Source organism: Streptosporangium fragile (assembly GCF_039534445.1).
GTDB lineage: Bacteria > Actinomycetota > Actinomycetes > Streptosporangiales > Streptosporangiaceae > Streptosporangium > Streptosporangium fragile.
Genome location: NZ_BAAAVI010000087.1, coordinates 1 through 20,971, shown reverse-complemented (window position 1 = coordinate 20,971; position 20,971 = coordinate 1). Strand labels below are relative to the sequence as shown.

Below are 20,971 nucleotides of genomic sequence, written 5' to 3'. Positions count from 1 at the left end.
TCCGCACATTTCGCACGGGATCAGGGCGCGAAACTTCGACCCGATAAGAATGGTTCGGGATACCCTGCCGGACGTGCGGCGATTGATCACTTCCCGAGGGGTACAGCTCGCGCTTGCGGCCACCGCAGTGGCGGTGATCATCGCGATCATCATGCGCTTCCGCCGGAGCCCGGCGCGCCAGGATCCGGCCCATCACGACACGACTGCCGAGACCTCGTCTCCAGCCCAGGCCGAGAGCGAACCGGTATCGCAGTGGCCTCCGGTCCCGGTCCTCGGTGTCCCCACGGCTGAAGATCTCAAGCGCTACGCCGTCAAGCCCTCCGCCTTCCGCACCGCCCTCGAAGGCTTCTTCAGAAGCCCACCACGGGAACCGCTGGACGAAGCCACCCGGCGCCGTCTGAATCGCTGGGGCATCGCCGGGCTCGCGCTCCTTCTCCTGGCTGGCGGCACGCAGGCCCTCGAAGCCGCGGTCTTCTCCAAGGGGACAGGGATGGAGGCTTCCGAGCAGGCAGCCGAGTTTCGGGAGGGGCCATGCACCGAGAACGTGCCGGATCACCTCACCACCTGTTTCGTGGCCGACACCGGGTGGACGTCCACTCCAAACAACGATGGTCTCCCGCAACCCACTCCGGACGGAGAAGCGCAGGAACCGGTTCCGGACTACGGGCCGACTCCCGACGCGGACTGCCACCCCAAGTCCGGCGCTCCCGAAGTGCGACCGATCAATCCGAAGGTGACACGGGCCGTGAACCGGCAGTGGCGCCGGATCGAAACGTGGCTGAAGATCAACGCCCCCAGGAGCTACCGCACGCTCGGCAAGCCCGGAAACGCCGAGACGATCGCGGCGGCGGAGGCGCACATGGGCCTACGGTTCCCCGACGACCTGCGGGCCTCGCTACTGAGACACGACGGAGCCGTCTACTTGACGGACACGTGGGCATTCGGCTTTCTGGGTGACGCGAACTTGGGCATTCAAGGCATCCGTGACACGTGGCAACAGCTGTGTGAGATCGACGCCGAGGATGTGGTCGAGGGAGAGTTCTCCGATCGGCAGATGCAGTGGTGGGACGGTCGGATGATCCCTTTCAGCGCCGACGGGATGGGTGACCACCTCGTGATCGACTCGGTGAAGCGCGACGTCGGCGATACCGATCATGAAGGCAGTATGAACTTCACCCCTGCAGGAATCCGGATCCGCTCCTACTACGCCCTACTGAAGGCCACCGCGGACGCCCTGGAGACCGGCGACTCCATCGGCTACATGAAACCCAAGCCAGTCGACGGTGAACTCGAATGGGAGGTTCTCTGAGTCATCACCGTTCGGGATTCAACTGCCTTCAGCTTCCCCTAACGCGACCTGGATGGCGCGGACGGCCGAGGTGATGCACGGGGTCGCGTTGCGGATCGACCGGCTGACCAGGTGGTCGGGGCCGTACCGGGAGTGGAACTCGGCCAGCCGCACGTCGACGTCCAGGGGGAGGCCGTCCGGGCTGGTGGTCATGTCGCAGTAGGTCAGCGCCTCCACCAGCTCCGGACGCTCCTGGTCGAACTCCTCGTTCAGCACGTCCAGCAGGCCACGCTCGGTCACCTCGTAGACCGCGCACGAGTGATGCGCGACCAGCCGGACGAGCGTGTCGTCGGCCCGGTGCACGTCGCGCAGGTAGCGGGTGCCGTCGAGCGGGTGGAACCCGGTGTCGACCAGTTGCGGCGCGTACCCGATGTCGTGCAGCCAGGCCGACGCGGTCAGCAGGTCGGCTTCCGCCCCGAGGATCGGCGCCAGCGACTCGGCCCGCGCGGCCACCCCTTGCGTGTGCGCCCACCGACGCGGCAACGGCTCTTCCAGCAGCTGTCTGGCCAGGTCACGCGCCCACTCCGCTTGTCCCATGCGGTTCACCATAGATGCCGCCCCCCCCGTGGCGAATCCAGAGTATGGGGCGAGACGTCCTAGGACGTCTCAATCTGGGGCAGGCTGCACAAACCGCCCCTTGCCGTGCCGGACCACGATCACGCCCTCGCGTTCCAGTTCACCGAGCGCCTGGCGGACCGTGTTGCGGGACGCCCCATGCCGCCGGCACAGCGCCAGCTCGCTCGGCACCCGCGAGCCGGCCGCCAGACTCCCCGTCCGGATCTGCTCGCGCAGGTCGTCCGCGATCGCCTGATACCGGTAGGCCGGACTCACCTCCGGATCAGGGTCGGTGACCACGCGGCCCTTGCTGGGCAACGCGATGATCAGTTCCTCGGCCTCCAGCACGGCCAGGCCCCGCCGGACAGTGCTCCGGGCCAGGCGGTAGCACTCGGCCAGGGCCGCCTCGGACGGCAGCGCGCCGCCCAGCGGATACTCGCCCGCGGCGATCTGGGCACGCAGGGGGTCGGCGAGCCGGCGATAGACCCGCCCGCCGGTCAGCCACCTGCCGGCATCGGATGTCATCGGCTCAGCAGCGGTACGCGTCTGCGATCTTGCGCAGGTCGATGCGGAGCGTACCCTGCTCACCCTCGCGCCAGCCCGCCCGCGCAGCCTCGGCGATCCGCTCGGCCGCCGGTTGCAGGTGCAGGGACGAGACCCGCTCGTCGTGCTCGTCGCTCCAGTAGAACCAGTGGAACGCCGTCTGCACGTACACGCGCCGGGTCCGGAAGTGCCGGTCGACGACCTCCAGGCAGGGGTTGCCGTCGCCGTCCACGATCAGCACCGTGGTGATCTCTCGTGTCTTGAGTTCGCCGTCCAGGGCGGTGAGAAGGTCTTGCTGGTGGGCGCGCTGTCGCTCCCGTGCGGTGGTCATCGATCGAGCTCCCATCGACATGGAGGGTGAAGCCCCGGTCTGTGGGCTCCGTGCCGACGAGCTTCGTCTCCGGCGGTTGCCTCCAACACCGCAAATGAGGGACGTCTAGGGACGTCTCATGTTAACGTCCCAGGCAGCGACCGTGTCACGGGAGGTATCCACATGAACGAGAACCTTCGTCACGCCCTCATCCGGGCCCGACTGCACCCCCTCGACATCGCCACCCAGCTGACCGTCGACCCCAAAACCGTCAGCCGCTGGTTAGCCGACCGCCTCCCCCACCCCCGCCACCGCCTGGCCGTCGCCGACCTCCTCCAGGTCAACGAGGACGACCTCTGGCCCGAGAACATGCGCCGACGCCGAGGCCTCTCCCACGACATCAAAGCTGTCTACCCGCACCGCTGGGCCGTACCGGCCGACACCTGGCGCCGCTTCTTCGAATCCGCGAACCAGGAGATCGGCATCCTCGTCTACAGCGGCCTGTTCCTCGCCGAAGACGCCGGACTCCTGCGCATCCTGGCCGACCGAGCAACCACCGGAGTGCGAGTCCGCATCCTGCTCGGCGACCCCGACAGCCCTCACGTGACCACCCGCGGAATCGAGGAGGGCACCGGCGGCGACGTCATGGCCGCCCGCGTCAGAAACGCCCTCACCCTCTACCGGCCGCTCCAGGACGTCGACGGCGTCGAGATCCGCCTCCACCGCACGGTGCTCTACAACTCCATCTACCGCGCGGACGACGACCTCCTGGTCAACCTCCACGCCTACGGCACCCGAGCCCCCGAGGCGCCCGTCATCTACGTCACCCACAGCGAAACCGACAGCACGGCGACGACCTACCTCGACAGCTTCGAACGCGTATGGACCAGCGCCGAGCCCGTAGCTCAGGACGCCTGACGAGCACCCCGACCAAGATCGGAAGAAACTTATCTGTCCGTCTTCAAGGGCGATCCGCCTTCGGCGTCTCGCCGCGCGTCGGGCGGTTGCTGGCCGCGCTGCGGCTCTCCGGCCGGTCGCGGCCAGCACTGCCCACGCGCTTATGCCTACCAGGCAAACATCTCAGCCAGGGAAGTCTTCCAGTGACCGCGGCGAGGGGCGTCAGCGTTGGTGGACAATCGTTAGGTGGCCATACCGACTGAGATTGAGCGCGATATCCGCTTCCAACTGGAACATCTCACAGCTCGCAATGATCATCACACCTTCGAAGAGATCAGCTTCCGCATCGCGGAGCGGCGCCTGAGCAGCACCCTTCCGCCAGCAACCCGACCAGTGAGCGCTGACGGCGATGGGGTGGGGACGCTGAGTCCTACTATATGAGCCTCCCGCAGGAGCTATCTGGAGTGGAGGGCTTCGTGGCGCGCACGACGCCGCGCCAACCTCTCGTGGGGATGGAATTGACAGAGTCGCTCAGTTAGAAATCTCGGTTGCTCAATGTGATGATCTGTTGAGTGGGCGCGCGCGAGTCTGAGGAGGTTCGGTGAGTGTTCTGCATGTTCGGCACATCGAAGAGGAGCTGAAGAGGTCCTTCGACGGCCTGATCGATCTCACTGATGTGGCCGTAAATGCGCCGCAAGCGCAGAGAGAAGTCCAGTTCTTGACTCGTGCGCTTGCCGCATATGTCGCGCAGCAGGTGACAGGATGCTCGGGCGAAGAAGCGGCAGCGTTCGTGATCGACGGACGGGACGACAATGGCATTGATGCCGTCGCAATCGACGATGACAAGCCGCACGTGTGGCTGATTCAGTCCAAGTGGGCCAAGGCTGGCGAAGGGACGATCGACAAGGAGACAACTCTCAAGCTCAAGGAAGGGCTCGACCTGCTACTAGAAGGGGAGTATGACAGCTTCAATCCCCGCTTCGCAAAGCTGGAAAAGCGGGTTGACGCGGTGCTGGGCGACCCCTCTGTAAAGATCACGCTGATGTTGGTTGTGCTGGGTGACCCGAAGATGGAGGATGTCGTTGAAAGGCCGCTGTTGGCGGCAGCCAGGAAACTCAACGGGCCGAAGCCCGAGGACGAGGTCCTGGACATCCGCCCCCTTGGACTTCATGACGTTCACAAAATGGTACGAGCGAAATCCGCGCCGGCTCGTATCGATCTCTCTGTGACGCTTGACGGCACCGGGCGCTTGCAGGAGCCGTATCTCGCCTACTACGGGTCAGTATCAGTCGGGCAAGTCGCGCGCTGGTATGGTGACCACGAGGACAGCCTGTTCGAGCAGAACATCCGCAAGTCGCTCGGTCTGACTGGGGTCAATCGTTCACTTGTGGACACGCTGATCACACGCCCCCGCGACTTCTGGTACTTCAACAACGGGATCACCGTGCTGTGTGATCGGGTCCGTCCGACAGTGCAGTATGCGGCCTCCGACGGCGGTCCCAGGGAATTCAAGCTGGAGGGCGCGAGTGTGGTCAACGGGGCGCAGACGGTTGCGGCGATCAGTGAAGGATTACGGCGTGCGCCGGACAAGGCCGGAGTGGCGAGGGTCTGGATCCGCCTGATCTCACTGGAGGACTGCCCAGAGGGATTCGCTGACCAGATCACTCGTGCCACCAACACACAGAACCAGGTGGGGAGGCGTGATCTTGCAGCGCTCGACGAGGTACAGGTACGTCTGCGGGAGGAGTTCGCGTGGGCGCTGCGCCGTACATACGTCATCAAAGGCGGCGGTGACGCGCCGGAAGGCGAACGAGGCTGTACGAATGTCGAGGCAGCGGAAGCGCTCGCGTGCACACATGCACGTCCTGAACTGACGGTGCAGGCGAAGGCTGGCGGCGATTATCTCTGGGAGAGGAACCCGGGAAGCGCCTACGATCAGCTTTTCCCTAAAAAGATCAGCGTGTATCGGGTCTGGCGGTCCGTCGTTTTCAATCGGGCCGTGGGCGCCGTCCTCGATGAAGGGCATGGCCTTCGGGAAGGGCTCACCGCCCGAGTCGCGGAACACGGACGATCCCTCATCATCCACATAGCCTTTAAGAGCCTGGATCAAGGCAGCATCAGCGATCCGCAGTCCTTTTGGGAGGAGACCGTCCTGCCTGCCGTCCCCGAACGAACGGCCGTCGTACTCGCCTGGTTGGTGCGTCATGTGGAGGAACTCGGCGGCTACCCGGTTAGCATCTTCAAGAACCCGGAAAAGTGCAGATCTCTGGCCGCTTCGGTGATCGCATCGGTCAACGGGCAGACACCGCCACCAGAAATCCAGGTCAAGAAACGGAGTTCTCGGGCCGTCGGGGTACTCGTTGACGCCGGATTGATCGAGGAAGGGGCCGTGATTGAGTTCCGCATCTTCGGCGATGAGCAGGCCGGTATGAATAGCTGGATCGCAAAGGATCCGAGGCGAGGGCGGGCGACATGGGTCAACAGCAGGTCGAAGCCGTTGATCTGGGAAGCGGACGGCCAACCCTACTCACCAACCAAACTTGCTGAGCACATGAGGCTGCAAGCGCTCGGAAAGAAGGGAGCCGTTCAGGGGACGAAGTACTGGTCACTCCGGGGCAGGTCCCTCGTGGAACTCGCTGAGCAGGTGCGGAACTCCGAGTGAGGCATCCATGAGGCATGAGTATCGAACCAGAGGGGTTGGGGCTGCCTCGGGACCTACATCATCGTGGTGCGCCAGCCCGGCGGTCTTTAACACACCTGGTCAAGCACGGTACATCGCTCCCCGAAATGCCCAGGATCGCAGTGGTGCCGCGGCGCTGGGCGGTGGAGTATACCCTATGCCTGGGTGGGCCGCCATCGACGGCTGTCACGTGACTACGGGTACGATCACGACGCCGGTGAGCGCATATGCGGCGACCTGCCTGTTGCTTTTGCGCCGCCTCAGCACATCTCGATCATGACTTTCAGATGCCCTCTAGACATGCCGGCGAACGCGGACGCCATCCGAGGACTATGCGTCGAGCAGTTTCCCGCGCCTGAACAGCGGTAACCGCGCCAGCGTACATCAACCCAGAGTAGAGCGCAGGGCATGTCTTGTACTGCTGCCGTGCTCTCAAGACTCATCGAAGGCTGATCGTCGCCAGAGCGAGCCACTGGAAGATCGGACAGTTACCCTAACCGTAGAGTAGAAAGGAGGGACAGCGTGCTGCTCCGGTTCCGTGCTGCCAACGTGCGGTCGCTACGTGACGAGCAGGAGCTGTCCTTAATCGTCTCCGAACATGAGTCGAGCGCGACTGCACGCAAGGCAGAACTCGGCGGGGGGCGTTCCGCGGGTGTCTTCCCACTGGTCGGCATCTTCGGCGCCAACGCCTCTGGGAAGTCCAACGTTCTGGCCGCGCTGACCGACATGCGTGTGGCAGTCCTCAACTCTTATGCTCGTTGGGCCTCATTCGAAGGAATCCCACGTGAGCCATTCCGGCTCGACTCTAAGAGCGAACGCGAGCCGAGCTTCTTCGAGGTTGACCTCGTGATGGACGAGGTGCGCTGGACGTACGGATTCGAGCTGAGCTCAAGGCGCGTCGAGGCCGAGTGGATCCACAGCTACCCTCGCGGTCACCGTCAGGTATGGCTCAACCGTGATGCATCACGAGCTGGGGTATACGAGTGGCCGGGAAATCGGGTCAAGGACCGGACCCAACTGGCCAGACGCACACGCTCCAACGCGCTCGTGCTGTCCACAGCTGGTACGGACAATCACCCGCAACTCTCGGCGCTCTTCCACTGGTTCCGCCGCAATCTGTGGACCATCAACCCGGAGGACGAGCGAGAGCAGCGGGAGGAGTTCACCGTCCGGGAGCTCTCTGGCAGCCGGGCACGACGGATCAACGAACTGCTGAGAGTTGCAGACCTGGGAATCACCGGTGCGGAAGTCGTCCAAGAGGGCGAGAACCGGCCAACGGTGCGGTTGATCCACCGGTCGGCGACCGGGGACGTCGCCTTCGATTGGCAGAGCGAGTCCTTCGGCACCCGATCCTGGTTCGCGCTGCTCGGCCCTCTGCTGTTGGCGCTCGACGAGGGCGCCGTGCTACTCGTCGACGAGTTGGACGCGAGCCTGCACCCACGGTTCGCCGCCGAGGTCGTTCGGCTCTTCCATGATCCGCATACCAACCCCGGGGGTGCGCAGCTAGTCTTCACGTCACATGATCCTTCGCTGCTCATCACTCCGAGCGGTGAGCGGCTGCTGGAGCCGGGCCAGGTGTGGCTGACGGAGAAGGGCCAGGACGGCTCCACGGAGCTGTATCCCCTGACCGCCGCTGAACCAGGCGAGGAGGAGAACCTGATGGAGTCCTACCTTGCCGGAGCCTTCGGCGGGGTCCCCGCCGTCCTGGAGGGGCAGTTTGTACGGCGGTTGTCCGCCGTAAGCACGCACCGGCGCACCGCGGAGCGGGACCGATGACCCGCACACGGGGGAAGGACGCGCTGGGGCCATCCAGACAGCAGCGTGGCAAGCGCAACCGGGTTGTCCACGTCTTCACCGAAGGCAAGCTCACCGAGCCTTCGTACATCGACATCATGAGGAGGCTCCTCGACGAGCGGGGACTCCCCGTCGAGGTGCACATCGCGAACGCCGGTGCACCGGGCTCCCAGCGCAAGCCGATCGACCTGGTCGAGGCGGCGGTACCGCTCATGCGCAGACTGACCCGGGAAGCGGAGCGCAACCGGCTGCGGAAGGAGATGTGGCCCCAGGTCTGGTGCTTATTCGACAGGGACGACCACCAGGAGCTCGACCGAACCTTCAAACAGGCTGGTCAGGGGCAGGTCCGCATCGCCTTCTCCCACCCCTGCTTCGAGGTATGGCGGCTTCTGCACCACAAGGACGTGACCGGGACCTTCAACCAGGTATGCGATCTGGTGACGGATCGACTCCCCTTCAGGAACGAGGTGGAGAAGATCAAGAAGGTGCACGTGGACCAGATCATGGGGCGCTACGCCGAGGCGAAGCGGCGCGCCCTCCGGATGAACGCCCAGCACGGTGACCACGTGCCCCTGCCAAGTCGCGACCCGTACACCGACGTCTTCCAATTCGTCGAGCAGGGCCTCGGGATCACCTCCTACTAAGACCGGCCCGTTTCTAGGCGATCGTTTTCTCCTCCCGCGCACCGTCACCGTAAGGTTTTCCCGTCACATCAAGGTCGTAGGGGGTTGTACGGTGGCCAAGCTCACGCTCGCCCAGTTGGAGCGGCATCTGTTCGCTGCCGCGGACATCCTCCGCGGCACGATGGACGCCTCCGAGTACAAGGACTACATCTTCGGCCTGCTCTTCCTGAAACGGGTTAACGACGAGTTCGAGGCAGCCCGCGAACGCATCCGGGAGCATGCTGTCCGGGAACTCGGTCTCACCGGTGAGCTGCTCGACGGCTTTCTGGAACAGCCCGCGCCCTACGGCGAACGCGACGTGCTGTTCGTCCCAGAGAACGCCCGGTGGAGGTGGATCTCCTCGGCCACCCACAACATCAACGAGGAACGGCTGCGTCCGGCCCTCCAGGCGATCGAGGGGCAGAACAGCAAGCTCAAAGGTCTCTTCGATCACCTCGACTTCAACCGCATCGGCGGCTCCGGCGCGGCTGCCACCACGGCCAGACTTGCCGACCAGCGTCTCAAGCTGCTCATTGCGCACTTCGGGCGCGTCCGCCTGCGGACCGACGACTTCGAGTTTCCAGATTTGATAGGCGCCGCATACGAGTATCTGATCAAGGAGTTCGCGGACTCGGCGGGCCGTAAGGGCGGCGAGTTTTACACCCCCCGTGACGTGGTCCGCATGATGGTCGAGCTAGTCCGTCCTCGGCAGGGCATGCGCATCTACGACCCGTGCGTCGGCTCGGGAGGCATGCTGATCCACGCTAAGGAGTACGTGGAGGAGCACGGCGGGAACACCGCGGATATGTTTTTCGCCGGCCAGGACGCCAACAGCGGCTCGTGGATCATGGCGACGATGAACATGGTGCTGCACGGGGTTCGCCGCTTCGATCTAAAGACCGGGGATACTCTCACCGAACCGGCACCGGCGCACGTGCCCAAGTCCGACGCCGACCGGCACGACGCGGTCCTCAGTAACCCCCCGTTCTCCATGGACTACGTCCTCGCCAACCTTGCTTTCCCCGGCCAGCGAGCGGAGTACGGCAAGACTAGCGAGCGCGGCAAGGCCGACCTGATGTTCCTCCAGCACATGCTCTGGATGACCAAGCGTGAGGGCTCCGGCGGCATGGTCGTGACCGTCATGCCGCACGGCGTGCTGTTCCGCGGAGGCGGTGAGCAGGAGATCCGCACGAACCTCCTGGACGAGGACGTCATTGAAGCGGTCATCGGCCTGGCCCCGAACCTGTTCTACGGCACCGGCATCCCAGCCTGCATTCTGGTGCTGCGCCCGCCTGGCAAGAAGGATCCGAAGCGCGCGGGCAAGGTTCTGTTCATCAACGCCGACCGCGAGTACCACGCGGAGCGGGCGCAGAACATGCTCCTCCCCGAACACGCAGAGAAGATCACTTCAACCTTCCATGCCTACGCCGAGGTCCCCGGTTTCTCCCGGATCGTCGAGCGTGAGACGCTGCGCGAAAACGGTGACAACCTCAACATCCGCCGCTACGTGGACAACACGCCGCCGCCGGAGCCGCAGGACGTGCGGGCCCATCTGGCGGGCGGGGTGCCGCGCGCGGAGATCGAGGGCAGGAAGGATCTGCTCGACGCGTACGGGATCCAGCTGGGGGATCTCTTCACCGAGCGGGACCCGGTGGACCCGGACTACGTGGACTTCCCGCCGGAGGGGAGGCGCCCCGACGCCGCCCGGCTGGCCGAGCTGGCCCGCCCCCGCGAGGAAGAACTACGTGGGGCGTTCGCGAAGTGGTGGGAGGCGGAGACCCGGCGGCTGGAGGCGGTGGCCGCGACCCCGGAACGCCTCTCCGCTTTGACCTCCGCGGAGCGCAAGGCGGCGCTGATGGCGGTCCGCGGCTCGCTCATCGAGTCGTTCGTGGAGCAGTTGAGCCAGGAAGGCCCGTTGGACCGGTATGCGCTCGCGGGCGCGGTGGCCGGCTGGTGGTACGAGGCGAAGTACGACTTGCTCACCCTCTCGGAGAACGGCTTCGCGGGAGTCCTGGACGGGTGGGTGGAGAACGTCGAGACGATGCTCACCCCTGAGCAGGACCCCAGGACGAGGAAAGTGCGCAACCGGACGGCCGCCGAGCGGCGCCAGGCCTACGACCACAAGGTGGTCGCCGCCATCGCCCCGGACTTCCTGGAGGAGCTGGCCGAGGCCGAGGAGCGCAAGGCGGAGCTGGATGCGCGGTGGAAGGAGCTGAATGCTGAGCCATCCGAGGACGGCGAGGCGGAGACCGACGACGAGGCCCTGCCGCGCGAACAGAAGATCCTGAGCCCGGAGCAGCAGGCGGAGCTCGACCGGGTGAAGAAGGCACGGACAAAAGCCGCCGCCGTGGTCAAACGCCTGGAGGCCGACTTCTGGTTCCCCTGGCCGAGCGACCCGCCCAAGCTCGATGAGGAGCCACCGCGCCTGTTCCGGGCACGGCGGGCGCTCAGCCCGCAGGACGAGCGCAGGGTAGTGCTCGATCTGCTCCGGGACGACCTTGCGGCCAAGCTTGAGGGGCACGTCGTACGGCGCCGCCGGGAGCTAGTGCAGGCGTACCGGCGGTGGGAGGACAAGTACGCGGTGTCGTTCCGGGAGATCGAGGCGGAGCGGGAGCGGTCGGCGGCGGCCCTGAACGGTTTCTTGAAGGAGCTAGGTTATGTCCGCTGACGAGAAGAGAACCGACCATCCTCGCCTCGACTCTGTGGCCGACATAAGCGGTGGAATAGCACTTAACGGAAGCTCTCCCAGCGGATCAAGCGTTATGCTCCCATACTTGCGGGTCGCCAACGTTCAAGACGGCTATATTTCTGTGACCGATATCAAGAAAATGCCAGTTCCCGTTCGCTTGGTAGAGAAGTTCCGCCTGAGGCGTGGCGATGTCCTGCTCACAGAAGGCGGGGACATCGACAAGCTAGGCCGTGGGGCGCTATGGGACGGCCGGATCGACCCGTGCCTTCATCAGAACCATGTCTTTAGAGTGCGTTGCCGGGAAACGAAGCTGTTGCCCGAGTTCCTTGCCCTCTACATGGGTTCACCGGAAGGAAAATCATATTTCCTGAGAATCGCCAAGCAAACGACAAACCTGGCGTCGATCAGCTTGTCCCAGTTGGGTGCGATGCCGATTCCTTGTCCTCCCATTGCTGAGCAGCGGCGGATTACAGAGCTAGTCGATGCGGTGTCCAGGCAGGAGCAGGTCATCACGGCATCGATTGCGAAGTTGAAGGACGTCCGCACAGGCGTCATGGATGGGCTTTTCGAAGCGGAAAGCGACACCCATGTGGAGGTACCCGTCCGCGAGGTCGGGGAGGTTCGAATGGGGAAGCAGCTCTCCCCGTCGAGTCGTGAGGCGAGCGGACAGTTTCCCTACCTGCGAGTCGCGAACGTCCTCCGAGGGAGAATTGACTATTCGGATATAAAGAAGATGGCCTTCGACGAAGGTGAGCGCGAGATATACGGCCTTCGGCCAGGGGATATTCTTCTGAATGAAGGGCAAAGTCTTGAACTCGTCGGTAGAAGTGCCATTTATGGCGGCAACGAAGGGGAGTTTTGTTTTCAGAACACCCTGATACGATTCCGTTCAGGACGTCAGGTTCTCCCCGCATACGCACAGGCGGTCTTCGAGCGTTGGCTAGATAATGGAGTCTTCGCTGCCATCGCCAAGAAAACCACGAGTATCGCCCACCTTGGTAGCGAACGGTTCGCCGCGCTGAACTTCCCCCTCGTGCCACTCTCCAGGCAACGGCATATCGTCGAAGGCGTCGATGCTTTCTCGAAGCAGGAGTGTTCCCTTAAATCTGAACTCGCCAAGCTGGGCAAGCTCAAGCAGGGGATCGTGGACGACCTGCTGAGCGGTCGCGTCGGCGTCTGAGTCGCTCGGATCGGCGCCGTTTCCCCCCAGCCAAGGGATCGGCCGCATCGAGGTGTCCCATTTCAGCGGAACCCTCACCCTTACGCCCCTGTGACGCGCAGAATGGATCATTGAAGCGGCAGGCGAGGGCCGGAGGGTGTGGCGACGTTGGTGGTTCAGGTCGAACGGGACGAGGTCGAGCGGCCCATCATCGCCCAGCTTGAGGCGATGGGCTGGACGCACGTCTCCGGCACGGAGGTGGGGACGCTTGACGCCGGCGCCCCACTCCTCGTCGAGAAACTGAAGGGCGCCCTGCGCCGGATCAACCTCAAGGCGACCGGCCGCGGATCGTGGATGGACGACACCGACGTGGCGAGGTCCATCGAGCAGTTGGCCTCTGTCTCCCTCGGCCGCGGTGTCGTGCAGGCCAACTTCGAGGCCACCGACCTGCTTCTCAGCGGATTCGTCCTGGCAGGCCCGTCCACGGCGCACGGCGGTCCCTCCGCGACCGTGCAGTACATCGAGTGGCACGAGGACCGCGTCGCGCTCAACGACTTCATCGCGGTGGACCAGCTCCGGGTGCGGAACCGCTCTGGGGAGGTGTCGGTCCTCGATCTCGTCCTCTTCGTCAACGGCATCCCCCTCGTTGTCGTCGAGTGCAAGAGTCCCGATCTCGCCGACCCCGTCTATCAGGCCGTACATGATCTACGGCACTACGCGGGGAATCCGCTCCCCGCCGAGGAGGACTCCGCGAGCGGTCCGGAGCCCGCCGGCGTTCCGGAACTCTTCCGCACCGTGCAGCTGCTGGTCGCGGCCACCGCTGAGACCGCGCGCCTCGGCACAGTCACCTCTGCGCCTGACCACTTCCACCCGTGGCGGAGCGTGAAGCCGGAACGCCGGGAGAGACTCGAAGCGGAGACACCGGACAGGGCCGGCCCGCTGAACGAGAGGCACAAACTAGTCGGGGTCGTGCTGCGCCCCGCCGCGCTGCTCAACATCGTGCGGCACTACGTCATCCCGTTCCCCGTCGAGAACGAATCCGGCGGGACCCGGACCGTAAAGATCATCGCCCGGCACCAGCAGTACCGGGCCGCGGAGGAGGCCGTACGGAGGCTGCGGACCGGGCGGATCCGCAGCGGGCCGCGGGACGCCGACGAGCGCGGCGGGGTCATCTGGCACACGCAGGGCTCCGGCAAGAGCCTCACCATGACCTTCCTGGTGCGCCGCATCCACCTGCACCACGAGCTCAGCGAGTTCATGGTCGTGGTCGTCACCGACCGCACCCAGCTCCAGGACCAACTCTCCTGGACGCTGAGGCTGAGCGAGTCTGAGGTCCAGACCGCGAAGACTCGGGCCCAGTTGGAGGGGCTGCTTCGGGACGGCGGCAGGCGGGTCGTCTTCGCGATGATCCAAAAATACGGAAGCGGGCTCACGTTCGCCGCGGAGGCGGCCGAGGACGGGGACGACCGCGACCTGGCGAAGGACTACGAGGCCGCAGAGCAGGCCAGACAGGGGGAAAAGCCCGAGAGGATCCCACCGGAACCGGACTTCCCCGAGTGCAACACCTCTCCCGCGATCCTGGTCTTGGTCGACGAGGCACACCGTTCGCACACCAGCGTCCTGCACGCCGCCCTGCGCAAGGCCGTCCCCAACGCAGCGAAGATCGGTTTCACCGGAACGCCGATCATGACCGGGCGGACGGAGGACACCCGGCGGATCTTCAGCGGCGGTCCCGGCGGGGGCTTCCTCGACGAGTACCGGATGAGCGAAGCCGAGCGTGACGGCGTCGTCGTGCGCATACGTTACGAGGGCCGCACGGGCGAGGGCAAGGTCTTCGACAGGGACGGTCTCGACCGGAACTTCGACGACCTGGTTCGCGACCGTTCGGACGACGAGCGCAGAGCCCTGCTGAAGCGCTGGCCCACCGAGCGCGACGTCGCCGAGTCTGAGCCGATGATCCAGGCCAAGGCCGAGGACATGCTCGAGCACTGGGTGAGCTGGGTGCTGCCGGAGGGGTTCAAGGCCCAGGTCGCGGCGGTCAGCCGGAAGGCGGCCGTCGAGTATCGTGATGCCCTGCGCCGGGCGCGGGACGCCCTCCTGGAGGAGCTCACCGAGTTCGATCCGGAGTCGGCGACCGGCCCGGTGGAGGAGATGGACGGTAGGACGCGCTATCTCCACATGGCCTATCGGTACCGCGCACTGCTGCGTCGTGTTGACTTCGTGCCAGTGATATCCGCGGGGGCGGAGCGCAAGCACCGCCGGTGGCTGCACTGGACCGACGCGGAACGGCAGAAGGCGTACATCGATCGTTTCCACCAGCCGTTTCCCCAGTTGCCGCCGGATCCGGACTGGACGGCCGCCGTTCCCTTCAACCCGCCTCCGCGGGAGACGCCGCACGGCACCCCGGGAGACAATCCCTGGTCCCAGAGTGAGGCGGGTGGGCGGCCGGAATCCGCGGCCGGGCCCGACCCGGTCCACCCCGACAGCCCCGTCGCCTTCCTCATCGTGAAGTCGATGCTGCTCACCGGCTTCGACGCCCCCCGCGAGCAGGTGCTCTACCTGGACCGGCCGATTCGCGACGCAGAGCTGCTCCAGGCAGTCGCGCGGGTCAATCGGCCGATGCCGGGGAAACAGGTGGGCTACGTCGTCGACTACTACGGTGTCCTGGAGCACCTCACCGAAGCACTCGGCGCCTACCGGCGGACCGATGTCGATGACACCATGCGCAGCCTGTCCGAGGAGATCGGGAATCTCCGCCCTGCGGCCGAAGCGGTCCGCAGCCTCCTGCACCGCCGGGGGGTCACCGATGAGGATCTCACAGGCTTCGCCGAGCTGCGGAGAGCGGCCCTGGCCTTCGAGGACGAGCAGGACCGTTTCGCCTTCGACGAGGTGCTGCACAATTTCCTCAACACGCTGGAACGGGTGCTGCCCCACGAACACGCTCTGGAGTACGTGTCCGACGCCCGGCGCTGGGGGATGCTGCAGAAGCGTATCCGGCGGCTCTATCGGGACGCGGAGGACGGTACCTTCACCCTGCGCCGCTACGGGCGCAAGGTCCGGTCCATGATTGCCGCTCATCTGGAGGGCCCGCAGCTCGAACGGGTCATCCCGCCGGTCTCGCTCACCTCGGACGCCTTCGACGACATGGTGAAGGACATCCCGGCGCGTGAGGCCGCGGCTGAGATGGGCCACGCGCTCCGTTTTCACCTGGAAGAACGGGTAAGAACGGAGGACCCGGAGAAGTACATCCGGCTCTCACAGCGCCTGGAGGAAATCTTGAGAAGACTCCCCGGACGCTTCGAAGAGCAGGTCGAGGAGCTGGGTCCGCTCATCGAGCAGGCGCGCAGGGAGGAGGACGAGGAGAACCCCGCCCTGGCGGGGCTCAGCGTACTGGAACAGCGGTTATACCGGCTGATGGAGGAGGAGGTGGAGGGAAATCCGGGGGTCAGCGGGGTGACGGATCTGCGCGAGCTGGTCGACATGGTGTACGACACGGCCGTACGCGTCATGGGCAGTGTCGCGTACCAGGGCCAGAGTCAGGACATCGGTGATCTGGCGAACGCCATTCACGGTCAGCTGCTCCGCGGCGGTCTCCGACCCGCAGGCGCGGACTGGGCCCCGATGAAGGCCATTGCGGAGAGTCTTGCGGCGTACGCCAACGACAACCGCCCGCAGTTCCTGCGGAGGGCTTGAGGAGAATAGGGCAGGTGACCGTACCGGCCGAGGACCGCGCCCCGCAGGCATTGAGGGACGACAGCCTCCTCACCGTCGATGGGTTGGCACTTCGAGTGCATGTCAACGCCCGACGCAGGCGCTTCGCACTGACGGTGGAGGCGGATGCCGCTCTCACGCTGCACGCCCCGGAGGGGCGCTCGGAGTCGGACGCTGAGGATTTCGTACGCGCGCACCGAACCTGGCTGATGAGCAGACGTGCGCTGCGAGAGCGGGTTCGACCGTTGAGCCCGCCCAAACGCCTCGTAGAGGGGGAGGTCTTCCGTTACCTCGGCCGAATATATCGACTCGCCCTCGTGGGAGACGAGCCAGGGAACGACAGAGTCCGGTTGGCAGCCGGACGCCTGATCATGAGCCATGAATTGGCCGAAGACGCGGCACGCGGCCGGGTGGCGCTGGTCGATTGGTACTGCCGGACCGGTCATGCCTGGGTGACGGGACGCCTCCAACCATGGGCGGCTCGGATGTCTGTGCCGGAGCCAATGGTGGATGTACGTGACCTGGGCAGCCGCTGGGGAACGTACCGCCCGGAGGAAGATGGACGAGAACCAGGCCGAATGAGCCTCGGTTGGCCCCTCTTCCAGCTCCCCATGCACCTGATCGACTATGTCATCGCTCACGAGCTCGCCCATGTCCGGGTCCCCGGGCACGATGCCCGCTTCTGGCGACTGGTGAGGCAAGCACTGCCCGAATACAAGGAGCGTCGCATGGAACTCGACGACCTTGGCCGGCGAATGTGGATGGGAGAGATCGTCTAGCTAGCACAGGTAGCCAGCAATCTTGCCAGAGAACAACCACCGCAGTGCGGGACATGCGCGGGATGTTCTTGCAAGGAGTGGGAGCTGCGCGAGGCGTTTGCGCAGATCACGCTACCTGAATCAGCCATACGACCACCGCTCTCCTAAAGCGGGTGCCGCAGGTTCGAATCCTGCCGGGGGCACCAGGTCCAATCAGCATTAGAGTGCCTTTGACCAGCGGAAACGTAGGACAAGGGCCTGTTCATGTGTCCGATGGTGTCCGGCTGTCTCTGATCGTTTGCGGCTGATCCTTCCCAATGCCTTCCCGCATGGGCCGAAGCGTTCGATGCTCATGCAGCGCTGCAGCCCTCGGGCATGGCTTCCGTCCCTGTCGATGTGAGGTCTCGGGACATGCTTAACCAGTCGTTCTCGGGACATGCTTGACAACTGCACGGCATCATGCTCGCCAAGAAGACGGTCAGGACGATCTCCACACGGGTGGCGAGCGTGGACGAGCAGGCGTTGGTCGGGAGTGCCGTCGGACCGTGTTGTAGCGGGTGATCCAGCGGAAGACGGCCAGGCGGGCGGTGCGGGCGTCGGGCCAGTGGCGCGCGCCCTGCAGGGTCTCGCGTTTCAGACTCGCGTTGAAGGACTCGGCCGTGGCGTTGTCGGTGAGGTGCCCAGCAGATTCCGGACAGTCGACTACATAAGCCGACAGAAGTCTGGAAGGGGTAGGTGCGTGGCAAGGCGTCGCAGGCAGTTCTCGCCGGAGTTCAAGGAAGAAGCCATCCGCATGGTGCTGGAGGGCGATCGGACGGTCGCGTCGGTGGCGCGCGAGTTCGACATCAACGCCAGCACCCTGGGCAGCTGGGTGAACCGGCATCGGATCGCGAGCGCGCAGCAGGAGCAGCCGCCGGTCTCTGGGCCGGACCGGGCGCGGATCCGGGAGTTGGAGCGGGAGAATGCCGAGCTGCGCGAGAAGTTGATCTTCCTGAAAAAAGCAGCCGCCTTCTTCGCGTCCGAGACTCGATGACGCTCGCCAAGTACGAGCTCATCGACGCGGAGAAGGCCCACCACAAGATTGCGCGGATGTGTGCCTGGCTAGGCGTGTCCCGCTCGGGCTACTACGAGTGGCGCGAGCGGCCGGCCTCGGCCACCGCCCAACGCCGCGTCCTGCCGGCCACGTCGGTCGCCGAGGTCTTCGCCGGCTCGCACGAGACCTACGGCTACCGGCGCGTCCACGCCGCCCTGGCCCGGCGCGGCGAGCACTGCTCAGCCGAGCTGGTCCGCGCCCTGATGCGCGAGCAGGGCCTGGTTCCGGCTCAGGTGCGGACGTTTCGGCCGGTCACCACCATCCAGGGCGACTACCGCGGCATCCCCGACCTGGTCGGCCGCGACTTCACCGCCGAACGGCCGGGCGTCAAGCTGGTCGGCGACGTCACCTACATCCGCACCTGGGAGGGCTTCCTCTACCTGGCCACCGTGATCGACTGCCACAGCAAGGCAGTGCTGGGCTGGGCGATGGCCGACCACTACCGCACCGAGCTGGTCACCGACGCGATCCGGATGGCCGCCGGAACCGGCCTGCTCCAGAGAGGCGCCGTGTTCCATAGCGACCGCGGCTCGAACTACACCAGTGATGAGTTCGGCCGGTTCCTGACCGGCCTGGACATCCGCCGCTCGGTCGGCCGCACCGGCGTCTGCTGGGACAACGCGATGGCCGAGTCGTTCTTCAGCGCGATCAAGAACGAGTGGCTGCACCACTTCGTCTTCACCACCCGGGCCAAGGCGAAAAGCCAGGTCATCCGCTATATCGAAGGGTTCTACAACCGTCGGCGCCTGCACTCGGCGCTCGGCTACCGGGCACCTTTGGAGGTCCTCAACGAGGCCCTCTCCACCCAAACGGCCGCATAGGCTGCACTCATAGCACGGCTGTCCGGAATTACCGTGGCCCCTCAAGCGGCTCTGCGCGGCGGATGCGTAGGAGTTTCATCAAAGCCTCAGGTTTTCCGCAAATGGGACATAGAGTACTCAAGGCCCTCATTTGACCGCCGTGCAGCTTGTGGCATGAAATGCGCCAATTCGTGTCAACGACGCTCGAAAACGGACCCCCTATCGTCGTCTGAAAGTTGACCCCCTGGCGTTGATGTTTGCTGCGGTTTGTTACTGATGGTCGTTGCTGGTCTCGGCTGCAGGAACACGGCCGAGGTCTCGGTTCTTGAGCCGGTAGCTGTCTCCCTTCAGGCTGATGACCTCGGCGTGGTGAACGAGACGGTCGATCATCGCGGCGGCGACGACATCGTCGCCGAAGACCTCACCCCAGCGGCCGAACGGCTTGTTGGAGGTGACGATCAACGAGGCGCGTTCGTAACGGCTGGAGACCAGCTGGAAGAACAAGTTCGCCGCCTCGGGCTCGAAGGGGATGTAGCCCACCTCGTCGACGACGAGGACAGGGACGCGGGCGAGTTTGATGAGCTCGTCCTGGAGCCGCCCGCTCGCGTGGGCGTCGGCGAGGCGGGCGACCCACGCAGCGGCGGTGGCGAACGCGACCCGGTGCCCGGCCTGGCAGGCACGGATGCCCAGCCCAATCGACAGGTGAGTCTTGCCGGTGCCGGGCGGCCCGAGGAAGACGACGTTCTCCTTGGCGGTGACGAAGTCCAGGGTGCCCAGATGGGCGATGACCTCCCGTTTCAACAACCGCTGATGGTCGAAGTCGAAGTCCTCTAGCGCTTTGCGGGCGGGGAAGCGGGCGGCGCGGATGCGGGCCTCACCGCCGTGCGATTCGCGAGCGGCGACTTCACGCTGCAGGCAGGCGGCCAGGAACTCCTCATGCGTCCAGGACTCGGCCCTGGCCCGCTCACCGAGCCGTTCGACGGCCGCGTGCAACGACGGGGCCTTCAGCACCCGGGTGAGATAGGCCAGCTCCGCCGCGATGTTCCTGCCACTACCGGCGGCGGTGGCGGTCGTGGCGGCGATAGCTCTCGTCGTGGCGGCGGCCATCACGCCACCCCCTCAACACCGAGCACGGCGTCGTAGTCGCCGAGCCTGCGCTGCTCGACCTGGACATCGGCCGCAGCGGGTGCAAGCTGGACGCGTGAACGTCGCATCGCCGCCGCGGCTCGGGCGTGGCCGGGGTCGGTGATGGTCTGATGGGCGGCCCAGCACCGCTCATGGCGGGCCACGACCTGCCCGGCGCAGGTGACGGTCACCTGCTGCGGGTCGGCGACGACCTCGACCAGCCGGCCGACCGCCGACGGATGCACTGAGTAGTCGTTGGAAGCGACGCGCACGTAGTGGTCGCGGGCCAGGCGAATCGCGCTGCGCCACCCGACCACTGGCGCGACCGGCGGCAGCACCACCATCGCAGCCCGGTCGGCCACGATCCGGTCTGCGGGCCTGCACTCGATCCGCCGGTGATGGCGGGTGTTGGCCCGATGCGCCAGCCAGGCGTCCAGTTGGGCGTTGAAGTCGTGCGGGCCGGTGAACGACCGGCCCGGCAAGAACGAGGTTTCCAGGTAGCCGTTGGCCCGCTCGACCAGCCCTTTGGCTTCGGGGTCGCCCGGTTTGCACTGCAGGATCCGCACTCCCAGGGTGCCGCGGAACGCGTTCGCCTCACCGGTCAGTTGCGGCCAGCCGCCCTTCCACTGCCCGATCGCGCTCTCGTTGTCCCACACCAGCGTCTTGGGTGTGGCGCCCAGCGTGCGCAGCAGCGCCCACATCCCGGAAAACAGGTCACCGGCTGCCCGGGACGGCAGCATCTGTGCCATCAGCCAGCGCGAGTACCCGCAGACCATCACGAGCACCGGCGGGTGGATCGCCCCGGCGAAGTTGGAGGCTAGATCGCTTGGTTCTCGGCCGTCAGGTC

The 20,971-nt window shown here is 65.4% G+C and carries 15 protein-coding genes, 1 tRNA gene and 1 pseudogene; 11 read left to right on the top strand and 6 right to left on the bottom strand.

Going from position 1 to position 20,971, the window contains the following annotated elements:
- Nucleotides 1-73: 73 nt before the first annotated feature.
- Nucleotides 74-1,309, top strand: a complete 1,236-nt coding sequence (locus tag ABD841_RS35810) for an SMI1/KNR4 family protein (protein ID WP_344981043.1) — start codon at nucleotides 74-76, stop codon at nucleotides 1,307-1,309.
- 18 nt (nucleotides 1,310-1,327) lie between these two features.
- Here the strand turns inward: ABD841_RS35810 and ABD841_RS35805 are convergent, their stop codons facing one another.
- The 3 genes from ABD841_RS35805 to ABD841_RS35795 form a co-directional block, all read right to left on the bottom strand.
- Nucleotides 1,328-1,885: an HD domain-containing protein gene (locus ABD841_RS35805; protein WP_344981040.1), complete on the bottom strand. Its 558-nt coding sequence runs from the start codon at nucleotides 1,883-1,885 to the stop codon at nucleotides 1,328-1,330.
- Nucleotides 1,886-1,954: 69 nt separating this feature from the next.
- Entirely contained in the window at nucleotides 1,955-2,428 is a 474-nt protein-coding gene (locus ABD841_RS35800; protein ID WP_344981034.1) for a GntR family transcriptional regulator, read from the bottom strand.
- A gap of 4 nt (nucleotides 2,429-2,432) precedes the next feature.
- Nucleotides 2,433-2,777, bottom strand: coding sequence for a hypothetical protein (locus ABD841_RS35795; protein ID WP_344981033.1), 345 nt, complete (start codon nucleotides 2,775-2,777; stop codon nucleotides 2,433-2,435).
- Nucleotides 2,778-2,939: 162 nt separating this feature from the next.
- On the opposite strand from ABD841_RS35795, the gene ABD841_RS35790 reads away from it, so the two are divergent.
- From ABD841_RS35790 to ABD841_RS35750, 9 genes are all read left to right on the top strand, one after another.
- The gene (locus ABD841_RS35790; protein ID WP_344981031.1) at nucleotides 2,940-3,674 is read left to right on the top strand and encodes an XRE family transcriptional regulator; all 735 of its coding nucleotides are present in this window, start codon (nucleotides 2,940-2,942) and stop codon (nucleotides 3,672-3,674) included.
- A 580-nt stretch (nucleotides 3,675-4,254) separates the two neighbouring features.
- On the top strand, nucleotides 4,255-6,315 hold the full coding sequence (locus ABD841_RS35785) for an AIPR family protein (protein WP_344981029.1): 2,061 nt from the start codon (nucleotides 4,255-4,257) through the stop codon (nucleotides 6,313-6,315).
- Nucleotides 6,316-6,855: 540 nt separating this feature from the next.
- Entirely contained in the window at nucleotides 6,856-8,109 is a 1,254-nt protein-coding gene (locus tag ABD841_RS35780) for an AAA family ATPase (protein ID WP_344981028.1), read from the top strand.
- Nucleotides 8,106-8,771 carry an RloB family protein gene (locus ABD841_RS35775; RefSeq protein WP_344981026.1) on the top strand — a complete coding sequence of 222 codons (666 nt, stop codon included), beginning with the start codon at nucleotides 8,106-8,108 and terminating at the stop codon, nucleotides 8,769-8,771. The genes ABD841_RS35780 and ABD841_RS35775 overlap by 4 nt, the downstream gene beginning before the upstream one ends.
- 91 nt (nucleotides 8,772-8,862) lie before the next feature.
- A complete protein-coding gene (locus tag ABD841_RS35770) occupies nucleotides 8,863-11,457 on the top strand; it encodes a type I restriction-modification system subunit M (RefSeq protein ID WP_344981024.1) in 2,595 nt (864 codons plus the stop codon).
- Nucleotides 11,447-12,658, top strand: a complete 1,212-nt coding sequence (locus tag ABD841_RS35765) for a restriction endonuclease subunit S (RefSeq protein WP_344981023.1) — start codon at nucleotides 11,447-11,449, stop codon at nucleotides 12,656-12,658. The genes ABD841_RS35770 and ABD841_RS35765 overlap by 11 nt, the downstream gene beginning before the upstream one ends.
- Nucleotides 12,659-12,808: 150 nt before the next feature.
- Nucleotides 12,809-16,330: a type I restriction endonuclease subunit R gene (locus ABD841_RS35760; RefSeq protein ID WP_344981060.1), complete on the top strand. Its 3,522-nt coding sequence runs from the start codon at nucleotides 12,809-12,811 to the stop codon at nucleotides 16,328-16,330.
- A gap of 14 nt (nucleotides 16,331-16,344) precedes the next feature.
- Nucleotides 16,345-17,127, top strand: coding sequence for a M48 family metallopeptidase (locus ABD841_RS35755; RefSeq protein ID WP_344981021.1), 783 nt, complete (start codon nucleotides 16,345-16,347; stop codon nucleotides 17,125-17,127).
- Between the two features lie 73 nt (nucleotides 17,128-17,200).
- Nucleotides 17,201-17,312 (top strand) — tRNA-Arg (locus tag ABD841_RS35750).
- 323 nt (nucleotides 17,313-17,635) lie between these two features.
- Here ABD841_RS35750 and ABD841_RS35745 read toward each other — a convergent pair.
- Nucleotides 17,636-17,782: pseudogene (locus ABD841_RS35745) on the bottom strand (integrase core domain-containing protein); the annotation flags it as partial.
- Between the two features lie 63 nt (nucleotides 17,783-17,845).
- Here ABD841_RS35745 and ABD841_RS35740 point away from each other — a divergent pair.
- A protein-coding gene (locus ABD841_RS35740) for an IS3 family transposase (protein WP_425582098.1) occupies nucleotides 17,846-19,020 on the top strand; the annotation gives its coding sequence in 2 pieces (ribosomal slippage) (nucleotides 17,846-18,101 and nucleotides 18,101-19,020; 1,176 coding nt in all).
- 249 nt (nucleotides 19,021-19,269) lie between these two features.
- Here the strand turns inward: ABD841_RS35740 and istB are convergent.
- Nucleotides 19,270-20,106, bottom strand: a complete 837-nt coding sequence (istB, locus tag ABD841_RS35735; protein ID WP_344981018.1) for an IS21-like element helper ATPase IstB — start codon at nucleotides 20,104-20,106, stop codon at nucleotides 19,270-19,272.
- The coding region (locus ABD841_RS35730; RefSeq protein WP_344981016.1) for a Mu transposase domain-containing protein at nucleotides 20,106-20,971 on the bottom strand (866 nt) is incomplete at its 5' end. The genes istB and ABD841_RS35730, both read right to left, overlap by 1 nt.